The sequence below is a fragment of the Rathayibacter sp. AY1F2 genome (genome assembly GCF_002930885.1).
Classification (GTDB): domain Bacteria; phylum Actinomycetota; class Actinomycetes; order Actinomycetales; family Microbacteriaceae; genus Rathayibacter.
This window is the reverse complement of the sequence record NZ_PSVG01000007.1, coordinates 26,665-46,912: the sequence shown is the minus strand read 5'-3', so window position 1 is coordinate 46,912 and position 20,248 is coordinate 26,665. Positions and strand designations below refer to the sequence as shown.

The window sequence follows — 20,248 nt, the reverse complement described above, 5'->3', positions numbered from 1 at the left end:
CCAACCACTCACCACCAGGCGGGCGACGTCCGGCTGCGCGGGTCTCGATACGCCGACCACTCGAGCACCACGCCCTGAGCGACGCCCCCGCCCGGCTCGTCGCGAAGCGACGGCCCCACCCCGCGGCTCGTCGCGCAGCGGCGGCCCCGCACCTCACCCCTCCAGTACAGGGTTGATCGCGGGTCCTGGCGGGGTGAGCTGCAAGGCGGAGGAGGGCGCGATACCAGCGGTATCGCAACCGACGACAACGCCGCAGATCGCCCCGCCAGGGCCCGCGATCAAGCGTCGAAGCGGTAGCCGAGGCCGCGGACAGTAACCAGGAGCACCGGCTCCTTCGGCGTCTTCTCGATCTTCGAGCGGATGCGCTTGACGTGGACGTCGAGGGTCTTCGTGTCGCCGAAGTAGTCGCTCCCCCAGACGCGGTCGATGAGCTGGCCGCGGGTGAGGACGCGGCCCGCGTTGCGGAGGAGCATCTCGAGGAGCTCGAACTCCTTGAGGGGCATCGGGGTCTCGACGCCGTCGACTTCGACCGTGTGGCGTTCGATGTCCATGCGGACGGGGCCCGCGACGACGATCCGCTCCTCGCCGGGCTCCTCGGTGCGGCGTCGGAGGACGGCGCGGATGCGGGCGAGCAGTTCGCGGGTGGAGTAGGGCTTGGTGACGTAGTCGTCCGCGCCGAGCTCCAGGCCGACGACGATGTCCACTTCGGAGTCCTTGGCGGTGACCATGATGATCGGGACGGAGGAGCGGGTGCGGATCTCGCGGCAGACCTCGGTGCCGGGCATGCCGGGCAGCATGAGGTCGAGGAGGATCAGGTCGTAGTCGCCCTCGTCGAAGGCGGCGACGGCGCGGTTGCCGTCCTCGGCGACGGTGACGTCGTAGCCCTCGCGTTCGAGCAGGTAGCTGAGGGGCTCGCTGAGGGCGCTCTCGTCCTCGACGAGCAGGATGCTGGTCACGCGTGTTCTCCTATCGGGGCGGTCGCCGCGAAGGGCGTCCGGGCGGGGTCGGCTTCGGGGAGCCGGATGGTGAAGGTGGAGCCGCGGCCGGGCTTGGACCAGACGCGGACGTCGCCGCCGTGGTTCTGCACGGCGTGCTTGACGATGCTGAGGCCGAGGCCGGTGCCGCCGGTGTGGCGGGAGCGGGCCTGGTCGACGCGGTAGAAGCGCTCGAACACCCGGTCGAGGTCCTCCTCCGGGATGCCGATGCCCTGGTCGGTGACGGCGATCTCGACGACTCCGCCGGTGGAGCGGACGCCGATGCCCACGCGGGAGCCTGCGGGCGAGTACTGGATGGCGTTGGCGAGGAGGTTGTGCAGCGCCGAGACGAGCATCTTCTCCTGCCCCACGACGTAGGCCTTCTTCATCCCGCCCTTGACCAGGGTGACGTCGTGCGACTCCGCCATGACGTGGGTGGTCTCGAGCGCCGCCGTGACGACGTCGTCGACGCGGATGATCTCGGCGGAGCCGGCGACGTCGGCGGCCTGGAGGCGGGAGAGCTCGATGATCTCGCGCGTGATCTTCGCGAGGCGGTGCGACTCCTGGGTCAGCCGGTGCGCGAAGCGGCGCACCTGCTGGGGGTCGTCGGCGGCGGAGTCGAGGGCCTCGGCGAGCAGGCCGACGGCGCCGATCGGGGTCTTCAGCTCGTGGGAGATGTTGGCGACGAAGTCCCGGCGGACGGCCTCGAGCCGGCGCGCCTCGGTGTGGTCCTCGGCGATGACGAGGACGTAGCGGGAGCCGAGGCGGGTCGCGTGGACGACGAGCGTCACGGCGGCGTCGGAGAGCGGGCTGGTCGCGAGCTCGAGGTCCTGGACGATGTCGTCGCCGAAGCGGCGGACGCGGTCGACGATGGCGGCGAGGTCGGGGTGGAGCAGCGTGTCCTGCGAGACCAGGCCGAGCGCGACGGCGCGGGTGGACGCCTTCAGCACGTTGTGAGACGGGTCGGTCACGAAGGCGGGCGAGCCGACGGCGTCGATGATCGCCTCGATCCCCTCGGGGAGCCCGACCGAGATCACGTCCTGCGCGATGCGGCCCTGGCGGGCGGCGAGCGTGAGCACGGTCGTCAGAAGGATCCCGATCGCGACACCGAGAACGAGCGACAGAACCACGATCAAGCCCGAATCCACGGACCCAGGCTAACCATCCACCGGGCGTCCCCCTACCGGACTCCCGTCGATCCTCCGGGGGTCGAGTACTGTTCAAACGCCCGGCACCGTCCGTTAACCTGCCGTGGTCATCATGACTGCGCCTGCGCCCACGGAGTGCAGTCGCAGCGGCGTGCGAGGTGCTCGCCGCAGATCCGGCGCCGTCGTCCGCGCGCGCCGTAGAGAGGGTCGAACACAGATGCGCGAAGTTTTCCAGCAGGAGCTGGCCGAGGTCCAGGAACGACTCGTCGAGATCTCCGGACTCGTCGAGATCGCCATCGAGAAGGCGACCCAGGCGTTCAACCACTCCGACGTCACCCTCGCGGAGGAGGTCATCGCGAGCGACGCGCGCATCGACGAGCTGGCCATCAGCCTCGACGAGCTCGCGATCGACATCCTCGCCCGGCAGAACCCGGTCGCCCGCGACCTGCGGATCGTCGTCTCGGCGCTGCGCATCAGCGCGTCGCTCGAGCGGATGGGCGACATCGCCGAGCACATCGCCCAGCTCTCGCGCTACCGCTTCCCCGACAAGGTGGTCCCCAAGAGCCTGCGTCCGACGTTCGTCGAGATGGGCCGCCTCGACGTGGTCGTAGCACACAAGCTGACCGACCTGCTCCGCTCGCAGGACCCGCGCATCGCCGAGGAGATCCGCGACGAGGACGACAAGATCGACGAGCTGCACGTCAGCGTCTTCGACAAGGTGCTCAGCGAGGCGTGGAAGGGCCAGGCCGCCGACACCGTCGACGCGACCCTCGCCAGCCGCTACCACGAGCGCTTCGCCGACCACGCCGTGTCGATCGCCAAGAAGGTCCAGTACCTGATCTCGGGCGACTACTCCTAGTCGACACCTCGGGCTCCGGCCCGTCTCACCGTCCGGCCCGCAGGAACGAGCGTCTCCTGCGGGCCGGACGTGTCCGTGCGCTCCGCCTCCGGGGCTACGGGAACGGCCCGCCGGAGTCGAGGACTCGGGCGGGCCGTTCGCGCGTGCGGGGCGGTGCTACTTCTTGGCGCCCTGGGCGGCGACGGCGGCGGCACCGGCGGCCGCGGCCTCGGGGTCGAGGTAGCGCGCCTCGCCGATGGGCTCGAAGTCCTCGTTCAGCTCGTAGACGAGCGGGATCCCGGTCGGGATGTTGAGCTCCGCGATGTCCGAGTCCGAGATGCCGTCGAGGGTCTTCACCAGCGCGCGGAGGGAGTTGCCGTGCGCGGTGATCATGACGGTCTTGCCCGAGGCGAGGTCCGGCTTGATGTCGGACTCCCAGTACGGGAGCATCCGCTCGATCACGAGCTTCAGCGACTCGGTGCGGGGCAGGGCGTCGCCGAGGTCGGCGTAGCGCTCGTCGTGCGCCTGCGAGTACTGGTCGTCGTCGTCGAGCGGGGGCGGCGGCACGTCGAAGGAGCGGCGCCAGGTCTGGAACTGCTCGGGGCCGTACTCGGCGAGGGTCTGCGCCTTGTCCTTGCCCTGCAGGGCGCCGTAGTGGCGCTCGTTGAGGCGCCAGGAGCGCTTGACGTCGATCCACAGGCGGTCGGCGACCTCGAGGGCGATGTTGGCGGTCTGGATCGCACGCGTCTGGCGCGACGTGTAGACGATGTCGGGGTGCAGGCCCGCCTCGGTCAGCAGCTCGCCGGCGCGGGTGGCCTCCGCGACTCCCTGCTCGGTCAGGCGCACGTCGACCCAGCCGGTGAAGAGGTTCTTCTGGTTCCACTCGCTGTTGCCGTGGCGCACGAGGATGAGGGTGTAGGTCTCGGACATGCGTCCAGCTTAGAGGCGGCCCCCTCGCCCGCGGATACGCTGGAGAGCATGCCCATCGGAGCCGTCACCCGCGGAACGACGGGCACGAACCGCCTCCGCCGGGTCGACCGCCGGCTCGCCGAGCTGCCCGTCCTGCGCAGCACCGCCTCCCCGCTCGTCGTCGATCTCGGCTTCGGGGCGAGCGCGGTCACCACGCTCGAGCTGCACCGCCGGCTCGTCCGGGCCGCGCCCGACGTCGAGGTGCTCGGCCTCGAGATCGAGCCCGCACGGGTCGACACCGCTCGGCGCCAGCTCGCCCGGGTGAGGGAGGGCGGCACGCCGTTCCCCGCGGACGCGCGCGTGCGCTTCGAGCGCGGCGGCTTCGAGGTGCCCCTGCCCGCGGGGCGGCGGGCGGGCGTCATCCGCGCCTTCAACGTGCTCCGCCAGTACGACGAGGACGCGGTGGAGGGAGCCTGGGCGACGATGACGGACCGTCTGCAGCCCGACGGCGTCCTGGTCGAGGGCACCTGCGACGAGATCGGCCGCATCTGCACCTGGATCGAGGTCGGCCGGGAGGGCCCGCGCTCGCTGACCCTCTCGCTCCGGCTCGCGGCGACCCCCTCGCCGATGACGGCGGCCGAGCGCCTGCCGAAGGCCCTCATCCACCGCAACGTGCCCGGCGAGGGCGTGCACGCCTTCCTCTCCTCCCTCGAGCGGGCGTGGACGCTGAACGCCCCTCTCGCCGTCTACGGTCCGGGTCAGCGCTGGATCGCGGCGGTCCGGGACCTCCGGCCGGAGTGGCCGGTCCTCGGCGGGCCGCGGCGCTGGCGCCTGGGCGAGGTGACGGTCGCGTGGGAGGCGGTCGCCCCCTCCTCCTGAGCGCCCGACTGAGCACCGGACCTCCTGAGCCCTAGGCGAGCGGGGGCAGGGCGGCCCGCGCCTCGGCGGGAGCGGCGCCGGTCGCCGTGAGCAGGTCGACGACGAGCGGGCGGAGCAGGACGAGCACCGTCTTCTCGGCGAGGCGCGCCTCCGGGATCAGCCGCTGGGGGTCGAGCGTGGTCGCGAGCAGCACGATGTCCTGACGCGCCAGGGCGAGCACCGACGGATCGGCGACCGCGCGGCCGAGCAGCGCGATGCCCGGGCCGAGGGCGGCGACCGCTCCGGCGAGCTCCGGCCGCGGGGCGCCGTCCCGGACGAGGAAGTCGGTGCGGCGCGCGACGATGCGCAGGTTGCGGGTCGCGAGGTCCAGCGCGGACAGCATCACGGCCTGGCGGGAGAGCTCGCCGCGGTGCCGGCGGACGAACGGCGAGATCCGGGCGACGCCGGTCGCGGAGTCGAGCGCCGCGGTCCAGCCGTCGATGACCGGCTGCGTCCCGCGGATCCGCTCGAGGGCTGCGGTGGACGCCGAGGAGTCGCCCCGGCGGAGCGCCTCGGCCAGCTCCTCCACGGTCCGGCTGAGCGCGGTGAGGAGCCGGTGCGCCTCGGCCCGCGCTGTGCGCAGCGGCGGGCGGGGCACGATCGCCGTGCAGAGCAGCGCCGCGAGCCCGCCGATCAGGCCGTCGACGCTCCGGGTGAAGACGCCTCCGTCCGGCGCAGGGAGGACCATCACCAGCATCGCCTGGGTCCCGGCGGCCACCGCGAACCCCGGCGAGGGCGAGAGGGCCCGGCCGAGCGTGAAGACGATCGCGAGGACGACGGCGAGCTGCCAGACGCCGCTCCCCCACAGCAGGAGCAGGACCTCGCTGGCCGTGATGCCGATGAGCATCCCCGTCGCTGTCTCGGCCACCTGCTTGGGGCGGGTGTCGCGCGCGATGCCGAGGCTCGAGATCGTGGCCGTCAGCGCCAGCACCGGCGCGGGGTGCCCGAGGAGGAAGTGCGCGACGGAGTAGGCGAGGGTCGCCGCGAGCACGATCTGCAGCACGGCGGGGAGCGACGCCCCCGCGCGGGCGAGGGCGCGCGCGGGACTCAGCTCGGGGGTCCGGACGAGACCGCGCAGCCGCTCGGCCGCCCGGCCCCGCTCGGCGGGACGTGCGGCCACCACGGCGTGGCCTACCTGGTCGTCGCCCCGAGGCGGGGCAGGCGGGGCACTCCCGCCTCCGCTCCGGCTCCGGGCGGGACCACGACCTCCTGGGCCGCGGCCACGCGCGAGTCGCCGGCCAGCACGGTCAGCTCGAGGTCCACCGGGACGCTCCGCTTGACGACCGCGAGGGCGACCGGTCCGTCCTCGTAGTGCCAGGCGCTGGAGGTGACCGTGCCGACCTCGACCGGCTCGCCGCCCTTGAGCGCCGTGACGACGTCGCCGTGGGCGGGGAGGACCGAGTCGGAGCCGTCGAGCTGCAGCAGGACCAGGCGCCGCGGCGGGTGCCCGAGGTTGTGCACCTTCGCCACCGTCTCCTGGCCCCGGTAGCAGCCCTTGGCGAGATGCACGCTCGAGCGGAGGAGGTCGAGCTCGTGCGGGATGGACCGCTCGTCGACCTCCGTCGCGTGGCGCGGGCGCCAGGCGGCGATGCGCAGGGCCTCGAGGGCGTCGACCCCGGCGAGGGCCACTCCCACCCCGACGGCCGTCTCCGCGAGGGCCTCGAGGGCCGCTCGCGGGACCAGGACCTCGCGGAGCTCCCAGGAGGCCCCGGGGTGCTCTGTGGTCAGCGCGTACTGCCAGCCGCCCGGCTGGACCAGCGACCACGGGTCGCTCCAGACGACGGGCTCCTCGGCCAGGGACAGGGCGAGCGTCAGGGCCGGCCCGTCGCCGAGGACGGCGAGGGTCGCGAAGTCGTCGGTGCGGTCGGCGACCTCGACGCGGAGCATGAAGCGCATCCGGTCGAGCCAGGCGGCCAGGCCGGCCGTCTCGTCGCGGTCGAGCAGGAGCCAGGCGGTCTCGCCGTCGTCGACGAGGCGGATGACGTGCTCGATCCGGCCGGTCGGGTCGAGCAGGAGCGTCTCGGCGGACGCGCCGGGAGCGAGGCGCGAGACGGCCTGGCTGGTGAGCGAGTCGATCCAGGTGAGGCGGTCCGGCCCCGTGACGGTCACGACGCCGCGGCCGGAGAGGTCGACGAGCGCGGTGCCCGCGGCGAGAGCGCGCTGCTCGCGGAAGGGCTCGCCGTAGTGGGCGGCGACGCCGGGCTCGGCGGCGCTCGTCGTCGCGACGGCGCCCGGGGCGGCCAGGAGCGGGGAGGGCGCGTCAGTCGACACGGGCGAGCCGTCCGGAGGAGTGGGTCCGCAGGCCCTGGCCGAGCGCGGCGATGTCCCACGCCCAGAGCAGGTGGTCGTCGACCAGGCCGTAGAGGCGCGTGGCGGCGGCGTAGTCCTTCGCCGCGGCGGTGCGCATCACCGCGTCGGTCGCGAGGTCGATCCGCGGCCCCTTGACCTGACCGAGGTAGAGCTCGCTGACCCCGTCCGGGTGCACGAGCGAGACCTCGATGTCGAACCCGCCGGCGGCGTTGCGCAGAGTCTCGACGGACTCCGCGTCGGGGAAGGCGGGTGCGCCGCGGCCGGGCAGCATTCCCGGGCCGGCGTCGGAGTCGGTCAGAGCGCGGCTGAGGCGCCAGTAGCCGGTCTCGGTGACCAGCGGCCGGGGCGCCTCCTCGGCGCCCTCCTCGATCAGCCACGTGTAGGAGTTGTAGTTGAGGTACGGGAGGCCGTCGTAGCTGAAGCTGATGCGATGGCCGAACTCGGCCTGGACGGAGTCGTCGCCGATCGTGTAGTCGATGACGCCCGAGCCCTCCCAGACGCCGAGCAGCCAGGACAGGGGGACGAGCTCGGGCGGCAGGCCCGACGGAAGCGAGATCACTCGGGCTCCGGCGGCGGCTAGCGCTGGCCGCGGTAGAGCTTGTAGACGACCACGCCGGAGACCCACGCGATGGCGAGGGAGGCGAGCCCGAGCAGACCGAGGTAGAAGAGTTCCAGGGCGAGAAGCATGCGCTCATCCTACCCGCCGCCTCCGACGCCGGGGCGGGGCGGACGCGGCCGCTCAGGCGGTGCGGATCCGGGTGCTCGGGACAGGACGGCGCGACCGCTCAGGCGGGGAGGAGGAGGGCGATCCCGCTCGCAACCGCGACCACGGCCATCGCTCCGACGATGCTCGTCATCGCGCGGAGGAGGTACCCCTCGGCGCGGGCCACGGCGAGCTGCACCGCGAAGGTCGCGAGCACGCAGCCGCCGAACGTCAGCGCGAGCCAGAGCTGCCGGGACTCCGGAGCGGCGATCGCCAGAGTCAGCACGGAGCCCGCGAGTGCGAGCGCCCAGACGACTCCGATGCCCACCCGATCCCTGCCCATCCGACAATTGTGCCCCAGGCGGACGCCCCTCCCGGCCCGCCGCTAGTATTGCGGGCAGACCAGTTCTGGAGGATCCGTGGCGCAGTTGTTGATACTGACCTCGGCGGGAGGCGCCGAGGTGCTCCCCGCACTGGGGCTCCTCAGCCACCGGACCCGGCAGATCCCCGCGGAGCCCGCCCAGCTCGTGAACGCCCCGAGCTGCGATCTGATCCTGGTCGATGCGCGGCAGGACCTCGCCAGCGCCAAGTCGCTCTGCAAGATCCTCACGACCACGGGCATCAACGTCCCCCTCATCCTGATCCTCACGGAGGGCGGGCTCACGGCCGTCTCGGCCGACTGGGGCGTCAACGACGTCATCCTCGACTCGGCCGGCCCCGCCGAGGTCGACGCCCGCATCCGCCTGGTGATCGGCCGGCTGGCGCAGGAGCAGTCGACCTCGCGCATCCAGGCGTCGGGCGTCGTGATCGACGAGGCCAGCTACTCCGCCAAGGTGCACGGGCGCCCGCTCGACCTCACCTTCAAGGAGTTCGAGCTCCTCCGCTTCTTCGCCACGCACCCCTCGCGCGTCTTCACCCGCGAGCAGCTGCTGAGCGAGGTGTGGGGCTACGACTACTTCGGCGGCACCCGCACGGTCGACGTGCACGTGCGGCGCCTCCGCGCGAAGCTCGGCGACCTGGAGTCGCTGATCGGCACGGTCCGCAACGTCGGATACCGCTTCAACGTGTACGAAGAGGACAATGAGCGAGTCGCTCAACCTGTCCGTTGAGGATCTGGCCGATCCCGCGGTGGCGGCCGGCCTCGAGCACCTGATCGGGCGCGCCGCCTGGTTCGACCACCAGCCCCCCTTCAGCGACCAGACGCTCGTCGACGCCCGGGCCGGCTCGCGCACCCTCCTCGTGGGGCTGCGCGCGGACGTGGTCGTGGCGGCGGCGATCCTCGGGCAGGGCGAGCTGGAGTTCGTCGTCGATCCGGAGTGGCGCGGGGTCGGCTTCGGCACCGCGACCCTGGAGCAGGTCCTCGCGAGCGGCCGGACGGGCCTGCTCGCCTGGGCGCACGGCGACCACCCCGCCGCCCGGGCCCTCGCGGCCTCCCACGGCTTCGCACCGGTTCGCACCCTCCTGCACCTCGAGCTCGAGCCGCTCGCCGCTCCCGAGGTCCGCGTCCCCGAGGGCGTCGTCCTCTCGGACGCCCGCGACCTCGCTCCGGCCGAGTGGATCGCCCTGAACGCGCGGGTCTTCGCCGCGCACCCCGAGCAGGGGCGGATGACGGAGGAGGACCTGGCGGCCCGCCGCGCCGAGCCGTGGTTCGACGAGGGCGACTTCCTCCTGCTCCGCGACGCCGACGGCACGCTCCTCGGCTACGACTGGCTCAAGATCGAGCCCGGATCGACGACCGGCGAGATCTACGTCCTCGGGGTCGCCCCCGAGGCGGCCGGACGGGGACTCGGCCGCACCCTGCTGAACGCCGGGCTCGCGCGGATGCTCGAGCGCGGCTGCACCACGGCCGACCTCTACGTCGAGGCCGAGAACCGGTCGGCGGTGGCGCTCTACCGCTCGCTCGGGTTCACGGACGCCTCCGTCGACGTGCAGTACCTGCAGCGGGCCGCGCCGCTGCGCTGAGCCGGCACTCCTCCACAGGGCCTTCCCCGGCCCCGTTCATCCGGCATTCACGAGCGGCGGCGCGGAGCGGACGGACGCGGTGCCAGGATGGTCGCATGGACGGCGACAACCTGCTTCTCGAAGACGGTCTCAGCGATGACCTCGACGACGACTTCGACGACGAGGAGGAGCACTCGGACCCGCTCCTCCCCGACAACCGCTACCTCGACCGGGAGCTGAGCTGGCTGGCGTTCAACCAGCGCGTGCTCGAGCTCGCGGAGGATCCGCTGGTTCCGGCGCTCGAGCGGGCGAACTTCCTCGCGATCTTCTCGTCCAACCTCGACGAGTTCTTCATGGTCCGGGTCGCCGGCCTCAAGCGCCGCATCCTCACGGGGCTCGCCCTGACGACGAACATCGGGCGCGTGCCGGTCGACGTGCTGACCGACATCTCGGAGAAGGCGCACCTGCTGCAGCAGCGCCACTCCCGAGCGTTCAAGGAGCTCGTCGAGCCCGCCCTGCGCGACGGCGGCATCGACCTCGTCCGCTGGGACGAGCTGAGCGACGCCGAGCGCACCGTGCTGGACGACTACTTCTCGGCCCAGGTGTTCCCGGTGCTGATGCCGCTCGCGGTCGACCCGGCGCACCCGTTCCCCTACATCTCCGGCCTCTCGCTCAACCTCTCGGTGCGGGTGCGGAACCCGAAGACGCAGAAGGTCGAGTTCGCGCGCCTCAAGGTGCCGCAGATGCTCCCCCGCTTCGTGCGGATCGCCGGCGTCGCGGCGCCGGGCGAGCCGATGCGGTTCATCTCGCTCGAGGACCTGATCGCCAACCAGCTGGACGACCTGTTCCCCGGCATGGAGATCCTCGACCACCACGTGTTCCGGGTGACGCGCAACGAGGACGTCGAGGTCGACGAGGACGAGACCGAGAACCTGATCAAGGCCCTCGAGAAGGAGCTGCTGCGCCGCCGGTTCGGCCCGCCCATCCGCCTCGAGGTCACCGACGACATGGACGACGAGACGCTGGGCCTGCTGGTCCGCGAGCTCGACATCACGACGCAGGAGGTCTACAAGCTCCCGGCCCCGCTCGACCTCAGCGGGCTCTTCAGCCTGCAGAAGATCGACCGCCCGGACCTGAAGTACCCCAACCACGTCCCGACGACGGCGGTGCAGCTCTCGCCCAGCGAGCCCAACCAGCGGCAGGACGTCTTCAAGGCGGTCTCCCGTGGCGACGTGCTCCTGCACCACCCCTACGAGTCCTTCGCGACGAGCGTGCAGTCGTTCCTCGAGCAGGCGGCGGCCGATCCGGACGTGCTCGCGATCAAGCAGACGCTCTACCGCACCTCCGGCGACTCCCCCATCGTCGAGGCGCTCATCGACGCGGCCGAGTCGGGGAAGCAGGTGCTCGCCCTGGTCGAGATCAAGGCGCGCTTCGACGAGCAGGCGAACATCTCGTGGGCGCGCAAGCTCGAGAAGGCGGGCGTGCACGTGGTCTACGGGCTCGTCGGGCTGAAGACCCACTGCAAGCTCGCGCTCGTCATCCGCCAGGAGAAGGGCGGAGTGCTCCGCCACTACTCCCACATCGGCACCGGCAACTACAACCCGAAGACCTCGCGCATCTACGAGGACCTCGGACTCCTGACGGCCGACCCCGAGGTCGGCAAGGACCTCACGCGCCTGTTCAACGAGCTCTCGGGCTACGCGATCGAGAAGAAGTTCAAGCGCCTGCTCGTCGCGCCGCGCCACCTCCGGAAGGGCCTGCTCAAGCGGATCGCCGCCGAGACCGAGAACGCCCGCGCGGGGCGGCCCTCGGGCATCCGGATCAAGGTCAACTCGATCGTCGACGAGTCCGTGATCGACGCGCTCTACCGCGCCAGCCAGGCCGGCGTGCCGGTCGACGTCTGGGTGCGCGGCATCTGCGGGCTGAAGCCCGGCCAGGAGGGGCTCTCCGAGACCATCCGCGTGCGCTCGATCCTCGGCCGCTACCTCGAGCACTCCCGCATCTTCAGCTTCGTCAACGGCGGCGAGCCGGACGTCTTCATCGGCAGCGCCGACATGATGCACCGCAACCTCGACCGCCGCGTCGAGGCTCTGGTGCGGATCGTCGAGCCGGCGCACCTCAGCGAGATCGACGACATGTTCGAGCGGGCGATGGACGAGCGGACCGCCTCCTGGTGGCTCGGCCCGGACGGCGACTGGACGCGGCACCACCTCGACGAGGAGGGCGCTCCGCTCGCCGACCTCCAGAACCAGCTGATGCAGCACATCACCCATCGCAAGCGCGCGGCGACACGGTCCGCCAACCGGGCCTCCAGCCGCTGACGCCCGTGACGGGCACCGTCTACGCAGCAGGAGCGGTGTGCTGGCGGATCATCGAGGGCCGCCCGCACATCCTCGTGATCCACCGGCCGCACCGCCGGGACGTCAGCCTGCCCAAGGGCAAGGTCGACGCGGGCGAGTCCCTCCCGGAGACCGCGGTCCGCGAGATCCGCGAGGAGACCGGGCTCTCGGTGGCGCTCGGGGTGCCGCTGGGGTGCACCGAGTACACGCTGCCGAGCGGGCGCCCGAAGGCCGTCTACTACTGGGCGGCGCAGGTGACCGAGAAGGCCGTCCTGGCGTCCGACTTCCTCCCGAACGACGAGGTCGAGGCGCTCGAGTGGGTGACGCTCAAGCGGGCCCGGAGCTACCTGACCTATCCGCACGACGTGACGATCGTCGACGAGTTCGCCCGGATAGCCGCACGCGGTGCGCTCGAGACCTTCGCGATCGTGGTCCTGCGGCACGCGAAGGCGGTGCCCGCCTCCTCCTGGGACGGCCGCGACTCCACCCGCCGCCTCACCGGGCGCGGCCGGGTCGAGGCCGCTGCCGCCGCTCAGGCCGTGGCCGCCTGGCGCCCGCGCCGCCTCGTCTCGAGCACCGCCAAGCGCTGCCGGTCGACCATCGCCCCGCTGTCCGGTCTGGTCAGGAAGCCGGTCAAGCTGCGCGACGACCTCAGCCAGGAGGCGCACGAGCAGGGCACCGCCGACGTCCGCGCCCTGGTCGGCAAGCGGGTCCGCGCCCGCCGCACCGCCGTCCTCTGCAGCCACCGGCCGGTGATCCCCGAGATCCTGCGCGAGATCGCCCTCGCCACGGCGACCCCTCTCGGCGCCTACCTCGACGAGGCGGCAGCGCTGCCGACCGGGGGCTTCGCCGTGGTGCACCTCTCCACCGGTCATCCCGGATCCGGCATCGTAGCGATCGAGACGCACACGCCGCTGGCCTGACCGCCCGGGCGCGCTGCGTGACCGGCTCGACGGGTCCGTCCGCACCAAGCCGGTCGCGCCGCCGGGACCCGCCGGACGCACCGCGCCTTCCCCGCCGCCCCGTCGCTCCGCAATCCCCGAGGCGGACCCGTTCACCGCGCGTTCACCGAGCGGTCGGTGCCAGGACACGACCCCTCCGTACTCTCGCTCGCGGGCTGCACCAGGCCCTGTTCTGTTTTCCACGCTTTCCTACCCGAAAGGGATACTTGTGAGATTCTCGCGTCTCGGCCAGGCGGCCGTCGTCGCCGCCGTCGCAGCGATCACGCTGACCTCCTGCGCTGCCAACGAGGCACCGGCCGCAGGCGGCAGCTCCGGCTCCGCCACCACCTCCACGCTCTCCGGCACCATCACCGGGATCGGCTCGTCCGCTCAGGGCACCGCGCAGACCACCTGGGCCGCCGCGTTCCAGACCGCGAACCCCGAGGTCACGGTCAACTACGACCCGCAGGGCTCCGGCGCCGGCCGCACCAACTTCATCGACGGCGCCGCCGACTACGCCGGCTCCGACTCCGCGCTCAAGGACGAGGAGCTCGCAGGCACCTTCGCCGCCTGCGCCCCCGACACCAAGGCGATCGACCTCCCGGTCTACATCTCGCCGATCGCGGTCATCTTCAACGTGGAGGGCGTCGACGAGCTCAAGCTCGACGCGGCCACCATCGCTGGCATCTTCAAGGGCACCATCACCTCCTGGGACGCCCCGGAGATCAAGGCCCTGAACCCCGACGCGACCCTCCCGTCGGCGAACATCACCTCCGTGCACCGCTCGGACGACTCGGGCACCACGCAGAACTTCACCGACTATCTCGCGGCCACCGCGAGCGACGTCTGGGACGCTCCCGCCGCGCAGACCTTCCCGTACCAGAGCGGTGACGGCGCCAAGGGCACCTCGGGTGTCGTCGACGCGGTCAAGAACGGCACCAACACGATCGGCTACGCCGACGAGTCCGGCGCCCAGGGCATGGACATGGCCCAGCTGAAGGTCGGCGACGCGTTCTCGACCATCTCGGCCGACGGAGCCGCGGCGGTCGTCGCCGCCTCGCCCATCGCCGACGGCCGCGAGGACAACGACCTCGCGATCAAGATCGACCGCACCGGCACCGAGGCGGACGCCTGGCCGATGGTCCTGGTCAGCTACCTCATCGTGTGCCAGGAGTACGCGGACGCCGACAAGGGCGAGGTCGTCAAGTCCTTCGCCTCCTACGTCGCGAGCGAGGAGGGCCAGGAGGCCGCCGCCGCTCAGGCCGGCTCCGCTCCCCTGAGCTCCGAGCTCGCCTCGACCGTCGCCACCGCGATCGAGTCGATCAAGTAGTCCCACCGGCAGGGCCCGTCTCGCAGCACGATCCGCGGGACGGGCCCCGCCTGTGCCGGGCTCGACCCACCGGACGCCCCTCCGAGCCCTAGCATCTCCCTGTGCGCCCCGCCGAACCCCCTCGTCTGAAGAGAGTCCCCTGGAATGGCAACTGAGACCGTCGTCCGCCCGAAGGCGAAGGTGCGTGTCGGAGATCGGGTCTTCTCGATCTCGACCGTCGCCGCCGGCTCCCTCATCCTCCTCGTCCTCGCCGCCGTCGCGATCTTCCTCATCGCGCAGTCGATCCCCGCGTTCACCGCGCCGGCCGGCAGCCTCCCCGGCGACGCGACGAGCTTCTGGGCCTACGTCGGCCCCCTGGTGTTCGGCACGGTCTGGTCGGCGGTGATCGCCCTGGTGATCGCCCTGCCGCTCTCGATCGCGATCGCCCTCTTCATCTCGCACTACGCGCCGCGCCGCATCGCGATGGCCCTCGGCTACGTGGTCGACCTCCTCGCCGCCGTCCCCTCGGTGGTCTTCGGCCTCTGGGGCGCGACCGTGCTGGCGCCGATGGTGCAGCCCTTCTACCTCTTCCTCAACGTGAACATCGGCTGGTTCCCGCTCTTCGGCGGCCAGGCGTCGGGCACCGGCAAGACGATCCTCACCGCCTCGGTGGTGCTGGCCGTCATGGTCATCCCGATCATCACCGCGGTCTGCCGCGAGATCTTCCTCCAGGCCCCGCGCCTGCACGAGGAGGCGGCGCTCGCGCTCGGCGCGACCCGCTGGGAGATGATCCGCATGGCCGTCCTGCCCTTCGGCGCCCCGGGCATCGTCTCGGCCGCCATGCTCGGCCTCGGCCGGGCCCTCGGCGAGACGCTCGCCGTCGCGATGGTGCTCTCGCCCGCGACGGTCGTCTCCTTCCTCCTGCTCACCTCGCAGAACTCGAACACCATCGCCGCGAACATCGCGCTGCAGTTCCCGGAGGCGAGCGGAGTCGGCGTCAACGTCCTCGTCGCCTCGGGCCTCATCCTCTTCGTCATCACCCTCGTCGTGAACTCGGTCGCGCGGTTCATCGTCAACCGCCGCAAGGCCTTCTCGGGAGCCAACTGATGTCCGCCGCCACCTCGTCGATGCCCTTCTCGCTGCAGGCGGGCAAGCTGCCCAAGGGCACCCCCTGGATGCTGCTCGTCGGCAGCTGGGTCGTGTTCGCCGCCGTCTTCCTGATCCTCCAGGCGGCCGGCATGATGAACGACTTCAGCCTCGTCGGCGCGATCTTCTGGGGCACCGTCCTCTTCGACGTCGCCATCTACGTGGTCTCGCGCCTGGTCGAGGGCGGCCGCAAGGCTGTCGACCGCCTCGTGACCTCGCTGGTCGCGACCGCGTTCATCATCGCGCTGCTCCCGCTGATCTCCCTGCTCTACACGGTCGTCTCCAACGGAGTCGCGCGGTTCGATCCGCTCTTCTTCTCCTCGTCGATGCGCAACGTCATCGACGCGGGCGGCGGCGCCCTCCACGCGATCATCGGCACGCTCGAGATCACGGCCATGGCCGCGCTGATCTCGGTGCCGATCGGCCTGCTCACCTCGATCTACCTCGTCGAGTACGGCCGCGGCCACCTCGCCCGGGCGATCACCTTCTTCGTCGACGTGATGACGGGCATCCCCTCCATCGTCGCGGGCCTGTTCGCCTACGCGCTCTTCGCGCTGCTCCTCGGCCCCGGCGTCCGGATGGGCTTCGCCGGCTCGATCGCCCTCGCCGTGCTGATGATCCCCGTGGTCGTCCGCTCGTCGGAGGAGATGCTGAAGCTGGTCCCGAACGAGCTGCGCGAGGCGTCCTACGCCCTCGGCGTGCCGAAGTGGCTGACCATCGTCAAGATCGTGCTGCCGACCTCCATCGCCGGCATCACGACGGGCATCACCCTCGCGATCGCCCGCGTCATCGGCGAGACCGCCCCGCTGCTCATCGTCGCCGGCTTCACCGCGTCGATGAACTACGACCTCTTCAGCGAGCGGATGATGACCCTCCCGGTCTTCGTCTACACGCAGTACGCGAACCAGGGCCCCGACGCCGAGGCGTTCCTCAACAGGGCCTGGACCGGCGCGCTGGCCCTCATCCTGATCGTCATGGCGCTGAACCTGGTCGCCCGCCTGATCGCGAAGATCTTCGCCCCCAAGCTCGGCCGCTGACACCCACCACTCGGCTCCGGCCGGAATCCCCGAAGGAAGCAATGTCCAAGCGCATCGAGGTCAACGACCTCAACGTCTACTACAGCCAGTTCCTCGCGGTGGAGGGCGTCTCGCTCGCCATCGAGCCCCGCACGGTCACCGCCTTCATCGGCCCGTCCGGCTGCGGCAAGTCGACCTTCCTCCGCACGCTCAACCGCATGCACGAGGTCATCCCCGGCGCGCACGTCGAGGGCGAGGTCCTGATCGACGGCAACAACCTGTACGGCCCGGGCGTCGACCCGGTGCAGGTCCGCCGGCAGGTGGGCATGGTCTTCCAGCGCCCCAACCCGTTCCCGACGATGTCCATCCGGGACAACGTGCTGGCCGGCGTGAAGCTCAACAACCGCCGCATCTCGAAGTCGGACGCGGACGCGCTCGTCGAGCGCTCGCTCCAGGGCGCGAACCTCTGGAACGAGGTGAAGGACCGCCTCGACAAGCCGGGCTCCGGTCTCTCCGGCGGCCAGCAGCAGCGTCTGTGCATCGCCCGCGCGATCGCCGTCTCCCCCGACGTCCTCCTGATGGACGAGCCCTGCTCCGCCCTCGACCCGATCTCGACCCTCGCGATCGAGGACCTCATCGAGGAGCTCAAGAACGACTACACGATCGTCATCGTGACCCACAACATGCAGCAGGCCTCGCGCGTCTCGGACCGCACCGCGTTCTTCAACATCGCGGGCACCGGCAAGCCGGGCAAGCTCATCGAGTACGACGACACCGCGACGATGTTCTCGCGGCCGTCCGTCCAGGCGACCGAGGACTACGTCTCGGGCCGCTTCGGCTGATCCGCCGCAGACGAGAGCGAGCCGCGTCCCTCCGGGGTCGCGGCTCGCTCTCGTTCCACCGCGTTCCCTCCGGGAACGAGAAGAGCCGCACTCCGTCATGGGAGTGCGGCTCTTCTCGTGCTCGGGCCGTCAGGCGATGTCGATCGCCAGTATCGGATCGGTGGTCGGAGTCGGCGAGCCGCCGGCGTCCTCGACCGTCACGGCGACGACTCCGCCCTCGGTCAGGCTCCCCTCGAGCGGGGCCACGGTGCTGCCCTCTCCCCCGTCGAACGTCCCTGCGGCGACCGGACCGGATGAGCCGATGTACCAGAGCTCGTAGGTCTTGTCCTCCGGCAGCGGCGCCAGGTCGTCCACCACGAGGGCGGAGCGGCCGAGCGAGCTCGACCAGACCAGCGTCGCCTGCTCGCCGGTGGCGACCGTGCCGGTCGTCTCCTGCGCGTCGGGGGCGCTGCGGATCTGCTCCAGAGCCGTCTGCTGCTGCGTCTGGCCGGGGCCGGACGAGAGCAGCGGCCGAAGGGTCACTCCGCCGACCACGATCACCGCGGCGGCCGCGGCCGCCGAGAGGTAGACCGCGGGGCGGGCGAACCAGCGGCTCCGTGCGCGGTTCGCGGCGCTGCCGCCACCGTCCCGGCGAGCCGTCGGACCGCTCCGCTCGCCCTCGGAGGCGACGGGGACCAGACGGGGCGCGGCGGGCGCCTCGTGGTCCTCGTCGGGCTCCTCCAGCGGCAGCTGCGGAGTGGTGGCGATGAGCGCCATCAGGTCGGCCTTGAAGCCCGGCGAGGGCTCCACGGCGGGTGCGTCGGCGACCAGCGCCTCCGCCACCTCGGCGAACGCGTCGGCCTCGCCGCGCGCCTCCGGGTGCTCGGAGAGGAAGCGCTCGTAGCGCTCCTGCTCCTCGGGCGTCAGGATGCCCAGTGCGTGACCCGCCGCGAGATTGCGCGGGTCGTCCATCCCGTCGGGGAGTCGCACATCGTTCACAGGGCCACCCCCATCTCTTCTCGAAGTCTGATCATTCCGTCACGCAGGCGTGTCTTGACGGTTCCCACGGGGCACTGCAGGATCCCCGCGATCTCGCTGTGCGAGTATCCGCCGTAGTAAGCGAGCTGCAGCGCCTGCCGCTGCAGTTCCGTCAGGCGGCCCATGGCGGCCGCGACCTTCTCGTGCTCGAGGGACACCTCCGCCTGCTCGGAGACCTGGTCGTAGTCGCGTCCGAGGTCTCGGATTCCGATGCGCATGTCCCGATCACGGCCGGCTTGAGCCGCGCGGACCCTGTCGATGGCCCTGCGGTGTGCCATCGTGAGGATCCAGGTCGTCGCGCTTCCTTTATTCGGAGCGAAACGCCCAGCGGTTTGCCAGATCTCGAGGAAGACCTCCTGGGCCACCTCCTCGGACTGGGAGCGGTCGACGAGGACGCGGATGATCAGGCCGAGGACCCGGCCGGCCATCTGGTCGTAGAGCGCGGCGAACGCGGCCTGCTCTCCCCCGGCGATGCGCTCGAGGAGGACAGCCGCCTCCGCTGTGGTGTCGTCCGTCATCAGCCCCGCCTCGCCCGCGCCCGGGCTGAAAGATTCCGCGTCATCCAGAAGGCTGTCACGGCCAGGCCTGCAACGACGACCGACACCTCGATCGGGTGCGTCACGAATCGGACATCCAGCGCCAACGTGCCGATCGGCACGAGCGCGGGGTCGCCCAGCCGGGGGGCCAGCCAGAGCGAGATCACGGCCACCGCCGCAGCGGTGATGCCCGGATAGCTGCGCGGGCGGATGAGGACCCAGAGCCCGGCGAGCACGTCGAGGACCGCGAGGACGCGCATCACCGTGCCCTGCGAGAGCGAGACCCCCGCGGCGAACTGGGCGCCCTCCGCGTCGTCGACGCTCGGCGCGGCGAGGAGGTAGAGGGCGGCGACGACCAGCAGCCCCGTCCCCGCCCAGACGCGCGCGCCGATCCGGAGAGCTCTGCTGTTCTTCATTCCGCTGGCGCCTGTCTGTGGGGACTCGGGCGAGGATCGACTCCTCCTGGGCCCTCGCCTCGCGCACCGTGGCCTCGATGCGAGCAGAGAAGGGGCCGGACCGCAGGAACGCCTCTCGGCGCGAGGCCGCTCGAAGCGGCTATAAGTGGAGCCCGGGGTTACTGCGATCCGGCTTCCGCCAGTCTACCAAAGGCCTCCGCGGTGGCGGCGAGCGGCGTTCGCAATGGGTGAACGCGGGTTGCGCGTCACTCCAGGGAGTCGCTCCGCCACAGCCGCGCGCAGCTCACGAGCTCGGCCGCGGTGGTCGAGAGGCGCAGGGCGCGGGTGGTCAGCTTGCTCGCCCGGGCGGGGTTCACCGGCTCCACGTCGTCGGCGACCGAGACGGCTCCGGAGGCGCTCACGCGGCAGAACGCCGCGGCGCGGTCCAGTGCCACCGCGAAGTCGCCGTCGAAGACGCCGCGGAGGATCCGGTCGGCCAGCTCGGTGATCTCGGCCGGCCCCGTGGGAGTGCTGGCTCCGGCGACCACCGGGTCGATCGTGGCGGACAGCTCGACTCCGCGCTGGTAGAGGAAGCTCGTGCTCTCCGGGTCCTGCCGGATGACCAGCCGCAGCAGGTAGATCCGCCAGAGGGCGCCCGGCAGGCTCGCCGCGCTGGAGCGCGCCCAGAGCTCGGCGAGCGCGTCGATGCCGTTGTGGTCGGTGTACTCGACCAGGCGGTCGATGACCACCGGGTCGGGGTCGTTCCGGACACGGCTCAGCAGCGCGATCGCGGTCTCGTGGGCGACACGGCTGATCTGCGCCGGGTCCTCTCCTCCCTGGAACGCCTCGAAGACGTGGGAGGGGAACTTGGTCGGCTTGTGGAAGCCGTCTGTCATGGGGCCGCCTTCCGCGGTCGTGCGCGCGGACGCTCTCGCGCTCGCGCTCCGTAGGGGGTTCGAGGAGGGT

General features: G+C 71.6%; 21 protein-coding genes. 10 read left to right on the top strand and 11 right to left on the bottom strand.

Annotation, left to right across the window (positions count from 1 at the left end; translation table 11 throughout):
• Positions 1-278 precede the first annotated feature (278 nt).
• Together C5C54_RS07500 and C5C54_RS07495 are read right to left on the bottom strand one after the other, a co-directional pair.
• Positions 279-956: a response regulator transcription factor gene (locus tag C5C54_RS07500; protein WP_104227263.1), complete on the bottom strand. Its 678-nt coding sequence runs from the start codon at positions 954-956 to the stop codon at positions 279-281.
• Positions 953-2,122 (bottom strand): cell wall metabolism sensor histidine kinase WalK, encoded by a 1,170-nt coding sequence (locus tag C5C54_RS07495; RefSeq protein ID WP_104224692.1) that lies wholly within the window; start codon positions 2,120-2,122, stop codon positions 953-955. The genes C5C54_RS07500 and C5C54_RS07495 overlap by 4 nt, the downstream gene beginning before the upstream one ends.
• Positions 2,123-2,339: 217 nt before the next feature.
• Here C5C54_RS07495 and phoU point away from each other — a divergent pair, with 217 nt between their 5' ends.
• Entirely contained in the window at positions 2,340-2,981 is a 642-nt protein-coding gene (gene phoU / locus C5C54_RS07490; RefSeq protein WP_104224693.1) for a phosphate signaling complex protein PhoU, read from the top strand.
• Positions 2,982-3,137: 156 nt separating this feature from the next.
• Here the strand turns inward: phoU and C5C54_RS07485 are convergent, their stop codons facing one another.
• A complete protein-coding gene (locus C5C54_RS07485) occupies positions 3,138-3,890 on the bottom strand; it encodes a phosphoglyceromutase (protein WP_104224694.1) in 753 nt (250 codons plus the stop codon).
• 48 nt (positions 3,891-3,938) lie between these two features.
• Here C5C54_RS07485 and C5C54_RS07480 point away from each other — a divergent pair, with 48 nt between their 5' ends.
• On the top strand, positions 3,939-4,748 hold the full coding sequence (locus tag C5C54_RS07480) for a class I SAM-dependent methyltransferase (RefSeq protein ID WP_104247689.1): 810 nt from the start codon (positions 3,939-3,941) through the stop codon (positions 4,746-4,748).
• A 31-nt stretch (positions 4,749-4,779) separates the two neighbouring features.
• On the opposite strand, the gene C5C54_RS07475 is transcribed toward C5C54_RS07480, so the two are convergent.
• From C5C54_RS07475 to C5C54_RS07460, 4 genes are all read right to left on the bottom strand, one after another.
• On the bottom strand, positions 4,780-5,910 hold the full coding sequence (locus C5C54_RS07475) for an aromatic acid exporter family protein (RefSeq protein ID WP_104247690.1): 1,131 nt from the start codon (positions 5,908-5,910) through the stop codon (positions 4,780-4,782).
• An 8-nt stretch (positions 5,911-5,918) separates the two neighbouring features.
• A complete protein-coding gene (locus tag C5C54_RS07470) occupies positions 5,919-7,058 on the bottom strand; it encodes a folate-binding protein YgfZ (protein WP_104273394.1) in 1,140 nt (379 codons plus the stop codon).
• Positions 7,048-7,656 carry an FABP family protein gene (locus C5C54_RS07465; RefSeq protein ID WP_104224698.1) on the bottom strand — a complete coding sequence of 203 codons (609 nt, stop codon included), beginning with the start codon at positions 7,654-7,656 and terminating at the stop codon, positions 7,048-7,050. Before C5C54_RS07465 ends, C5C54_RS07470 begins: the two co-directional genes overlap by 11 nt.
• Positions 7,657-7,882: 226 nt before the next feature.
• Positions 7,883-8,143 (bottom strand): hypothetical protein, encoded by a 261-nt coding sequence (locus C5C54_RS07460; protein WP_146076503.1) that lies wholly within the window; start codon positions 8,141-8,143, stop codon positions 7,883-7,885.
• Positions 8,144-8,219: 76 nt separating this feature from the next.
• Between C5C54_RS07460 and C5C54_RS07455 the strand changes: the two genes are divergently transcribed.
• From C5C54_RS07455 to pstB, 8 genes are all read left to right on the top strand, one after another.
• Positions 8,220-8,909, top strand: coding sequence for a winged helix-turn-helix domain-containing protein (locus tag C5C54_RS07455; RefSeq protein WP_104224700.1), 690 nt, complete (start codon positions 8,220-8,222; stop codon positions 8,907-8,909).
• Positions 8,881-9,762: a mycothiol synthase gene (gene mshD / locus C5C54_RS07450; protein WP_104227268.1), complete on the top strand. Its 882-nt coding sequence runs from the start codon at positions 8,881-8,883 to the stop codon at positions 9,760-9,762. Before C5C54_RS07455 ends, mshD begins: the two co-directional genes overlap by 29 nt.
• Positions 9,763-9,857: 95 nt before the next feature.
• Positions 9,858-12,062 carry an RNA degradosome polyphosphate kinase gene (locus C5C54_RS07445; RefSeq protein WP_104288071.1) on the top strand — a complete coding sequence of 735 codons (2,205 nt, stop codon included), beginning with the start codon at positions 9,858-9,860 and terminating at the stop codon, positions 12,060-12,062.
• A 5-nt stretch (positions 12,063-12,067) separates the two neighbouring features.
• The gene (locus C5C54_RS07440; protein WP_104224703.1) at positions 12,068-13,003 is read left to right on the top strand and encodes an NUDIX domain-containing protein; all 936 of its coding nucleotides are present in this window, start codon (positions 12,068-12,070) and stop codon (positions 13,001-13,003) included.
• Positions 13,004-13,250: 247 nt separating this feature from the next.
• Complete coding sequence (pstS, locus tag C5C54_RS07435) at positions 13,251-14,351, top strand: phosphate ABC transporter substrate-binding protein PstS (RefSeq protein ID WP_104224704.1); 1,101 nt, start codon at positions 13,251-13,253, stop codon at positions 14,349-14,351.
• 144 nt (positions 14,352-14,495) lie between these two features.
• Positions 14,496-15,437 carry a phosphate ABC transporter permease subunit PstC gene (gene pstC / locus C5C54_RS07430; protein WP_104227270.1) on the top strand — a complete coding sequence of 314 codons (942 nt, stop codon included), beginning with the start codon at positions 14,496-14,498 and terminating at the stop codon, positions 15,435-15,437.
• Positions 15,437-16,513 carry a phosphate ABC transporter permease PstA gene (pstA, locus tag C5C54_RS07425; RefSeq protein ID WP_104224706.1) on the top strand — a complete coding sequence of 359 codons (1,077 nt, stop codon included), beginning with the start codon at positions 15,437-15,439 and terminating at the stop codon, positions 16,511-16,513. The genes pstC and pstA overlap by 1 nt, the downstream gene beginning before the upstream one ends.
• Before the next feature lie 41 nt (positions 16,514-16,554).
• On the top strand, positions 16,555-17,334 hold the full coding sequence (gene pstB / locus C5C54_RS07420; protein WP_104224707.1) for a phosphate ABC transporter ATP-binding protein PstB: 780 nt from the start codon (positions 16,555-16,557) through the stop codon (positions 17,332-17,334).
• 129 nt (positions 17,335-17,463) lie between these two features.
• On the opposite strand, the gene C5C54_RS07415 is transcribed toward pstB, so the two are convergent.
• From C5C54_RS07415 to C5C54_RS07400, 4 genes are all read right to left on the bottom strand, one after another.
• Complete coding sequence (locus tag C5C54_RS07415; RefSeq protein ID WP_146078807.1) at positions 17,464-18,312, bottom strand: anti-sigma factor domain-containing protein; 849 nt, start codon at positions 18,310-18,312, stop codon at positions 17,464-17,466.
• The gene (gene sigK, locus C5C54_RS07410) at positions 18,309-18,869 is read right to left on the bottom strand and encodes an ECF RNA polymerase sigma factor SigK (protein ID WP_104224709.1); all 561 of its coding nucleotides are present in this window, start codon (positions 18,867-18,869) and stop codon (positions 18,309-18,311) included. Before sigK ends, C5C54_RS07415 begins: the two co-directional genes overlap by 4 nt.
• The gene (locus C5C54_RS07405; RefSeq protein ID WP_104227272.1) at positions 18,869-19,303 is read right to left on the bottom strand and encodes a hypothetical protein; all 435 of its coding nucleotides are present in this window, start codon (positions 19,301-19,303) and stop codon (positions 18,869-18,871) included. Before C5C54_RS07405 ends, sigK begins: the two co-directional genes overlap by 1 nt.
• Before the next feature lie 245 nt (positions 19,304-19,548).
• On the bottom strand, positions 19,549-20,178 hold the full coding sequence (locus C5C54_RS07400; protein WP_104288069.1) for a DNA-directed RNA polymerase subunit beta: 630 nt from the start codon (positions 20,176-20,178) through the stop codon (positions 19,549-19,551).
• Between the last annotated feature and the right edge of the window lie 70 nt (positions 20,179-20,248).

Bases quoted from the DNA above. Each gene is read 5' to 3' on its own strand.
- C5C54_RS07485 (WP_104224694.1), bottom strand. From the start codon at position 3,890: ATGTCCGAGACCTACACCCTCATCCTCGTGCGCCACGGCAACAGCGAG.
- C5C54_RS07405 (WP_104227272.1), bottom strand. From the start codon at position 19,303: ATGAAGAACAGCAGAGCTCTCCGGATCGGCGCGCGCGTCTGGGCGGGG.
- C5C54_RS07400 (WP_104288069.1), bottom strand. From the start codon at position 20,178: ATGACAGACGGCTTCCACAAGCCGACCAAGTTCCCCTCCCACGTCTTC.
- C5C54_RS07480 (WP_104247689.1), top strand. From the start codon at position 3,939: ATGCCCATCGGAGCCGTCACCCGCGGAACGACGGGCACGAACCGCCTC.
- pstC (WP_104227270.1), top strand. From the start codon at position 14,496: ATGGCAACTGAGACCGTCGTCCGCCCGAAGGCGAAGGTGCGTGTCGGA.
- C5C54_RS07445 (WP_104288071.1), top strand. From the start codon at position 9,858: ATGGACGGCGACAACCTGCTTCTCGAAGACGGTCTCAGCGATGACCTC.
- phoU (WP_104224693.1), top strand. From the start codon at position 2,340: ATGCGCGAAGTTTTCCAGCAGGAGCTGGCCGAGGTCCAGGAACGACTC.
- mshD (WP_104227268.1), top strand. From the start codon at position 8,881: ATGAGCGAGTCGCTCAACCTGTCCGTTGAGGATCTGGCCGATCCCGCG.
- sigK (WP_104224709.1), bottom strand. From the start codon at position 18,869: ATGACGGACGACACCACAGCGGAGGCGGCTGTCCTCCTCGAGCGCATC.
- C5C54_RS07460 (WP_146076503.1), bottom strand. From the start codon at position 8,143: ATGGGCAGGGATCGGGTGGGCATCGGAGTCGTCTGGGCGCTCGCACTC.
- pstA (WP_104224706.1), top strand. From the start codon at position 15,437: ATGTCCGCCGCCACCTCGTCGATGCCCTTCTCGCTGCAGGCGGGCAAG.
- pstB (WP_104224707.1), top strand. From the start codon at position 16,555: ATGTCCAAGCGCATCGAGGTCAACGACCTCAACGTCTACTACAGCCAG.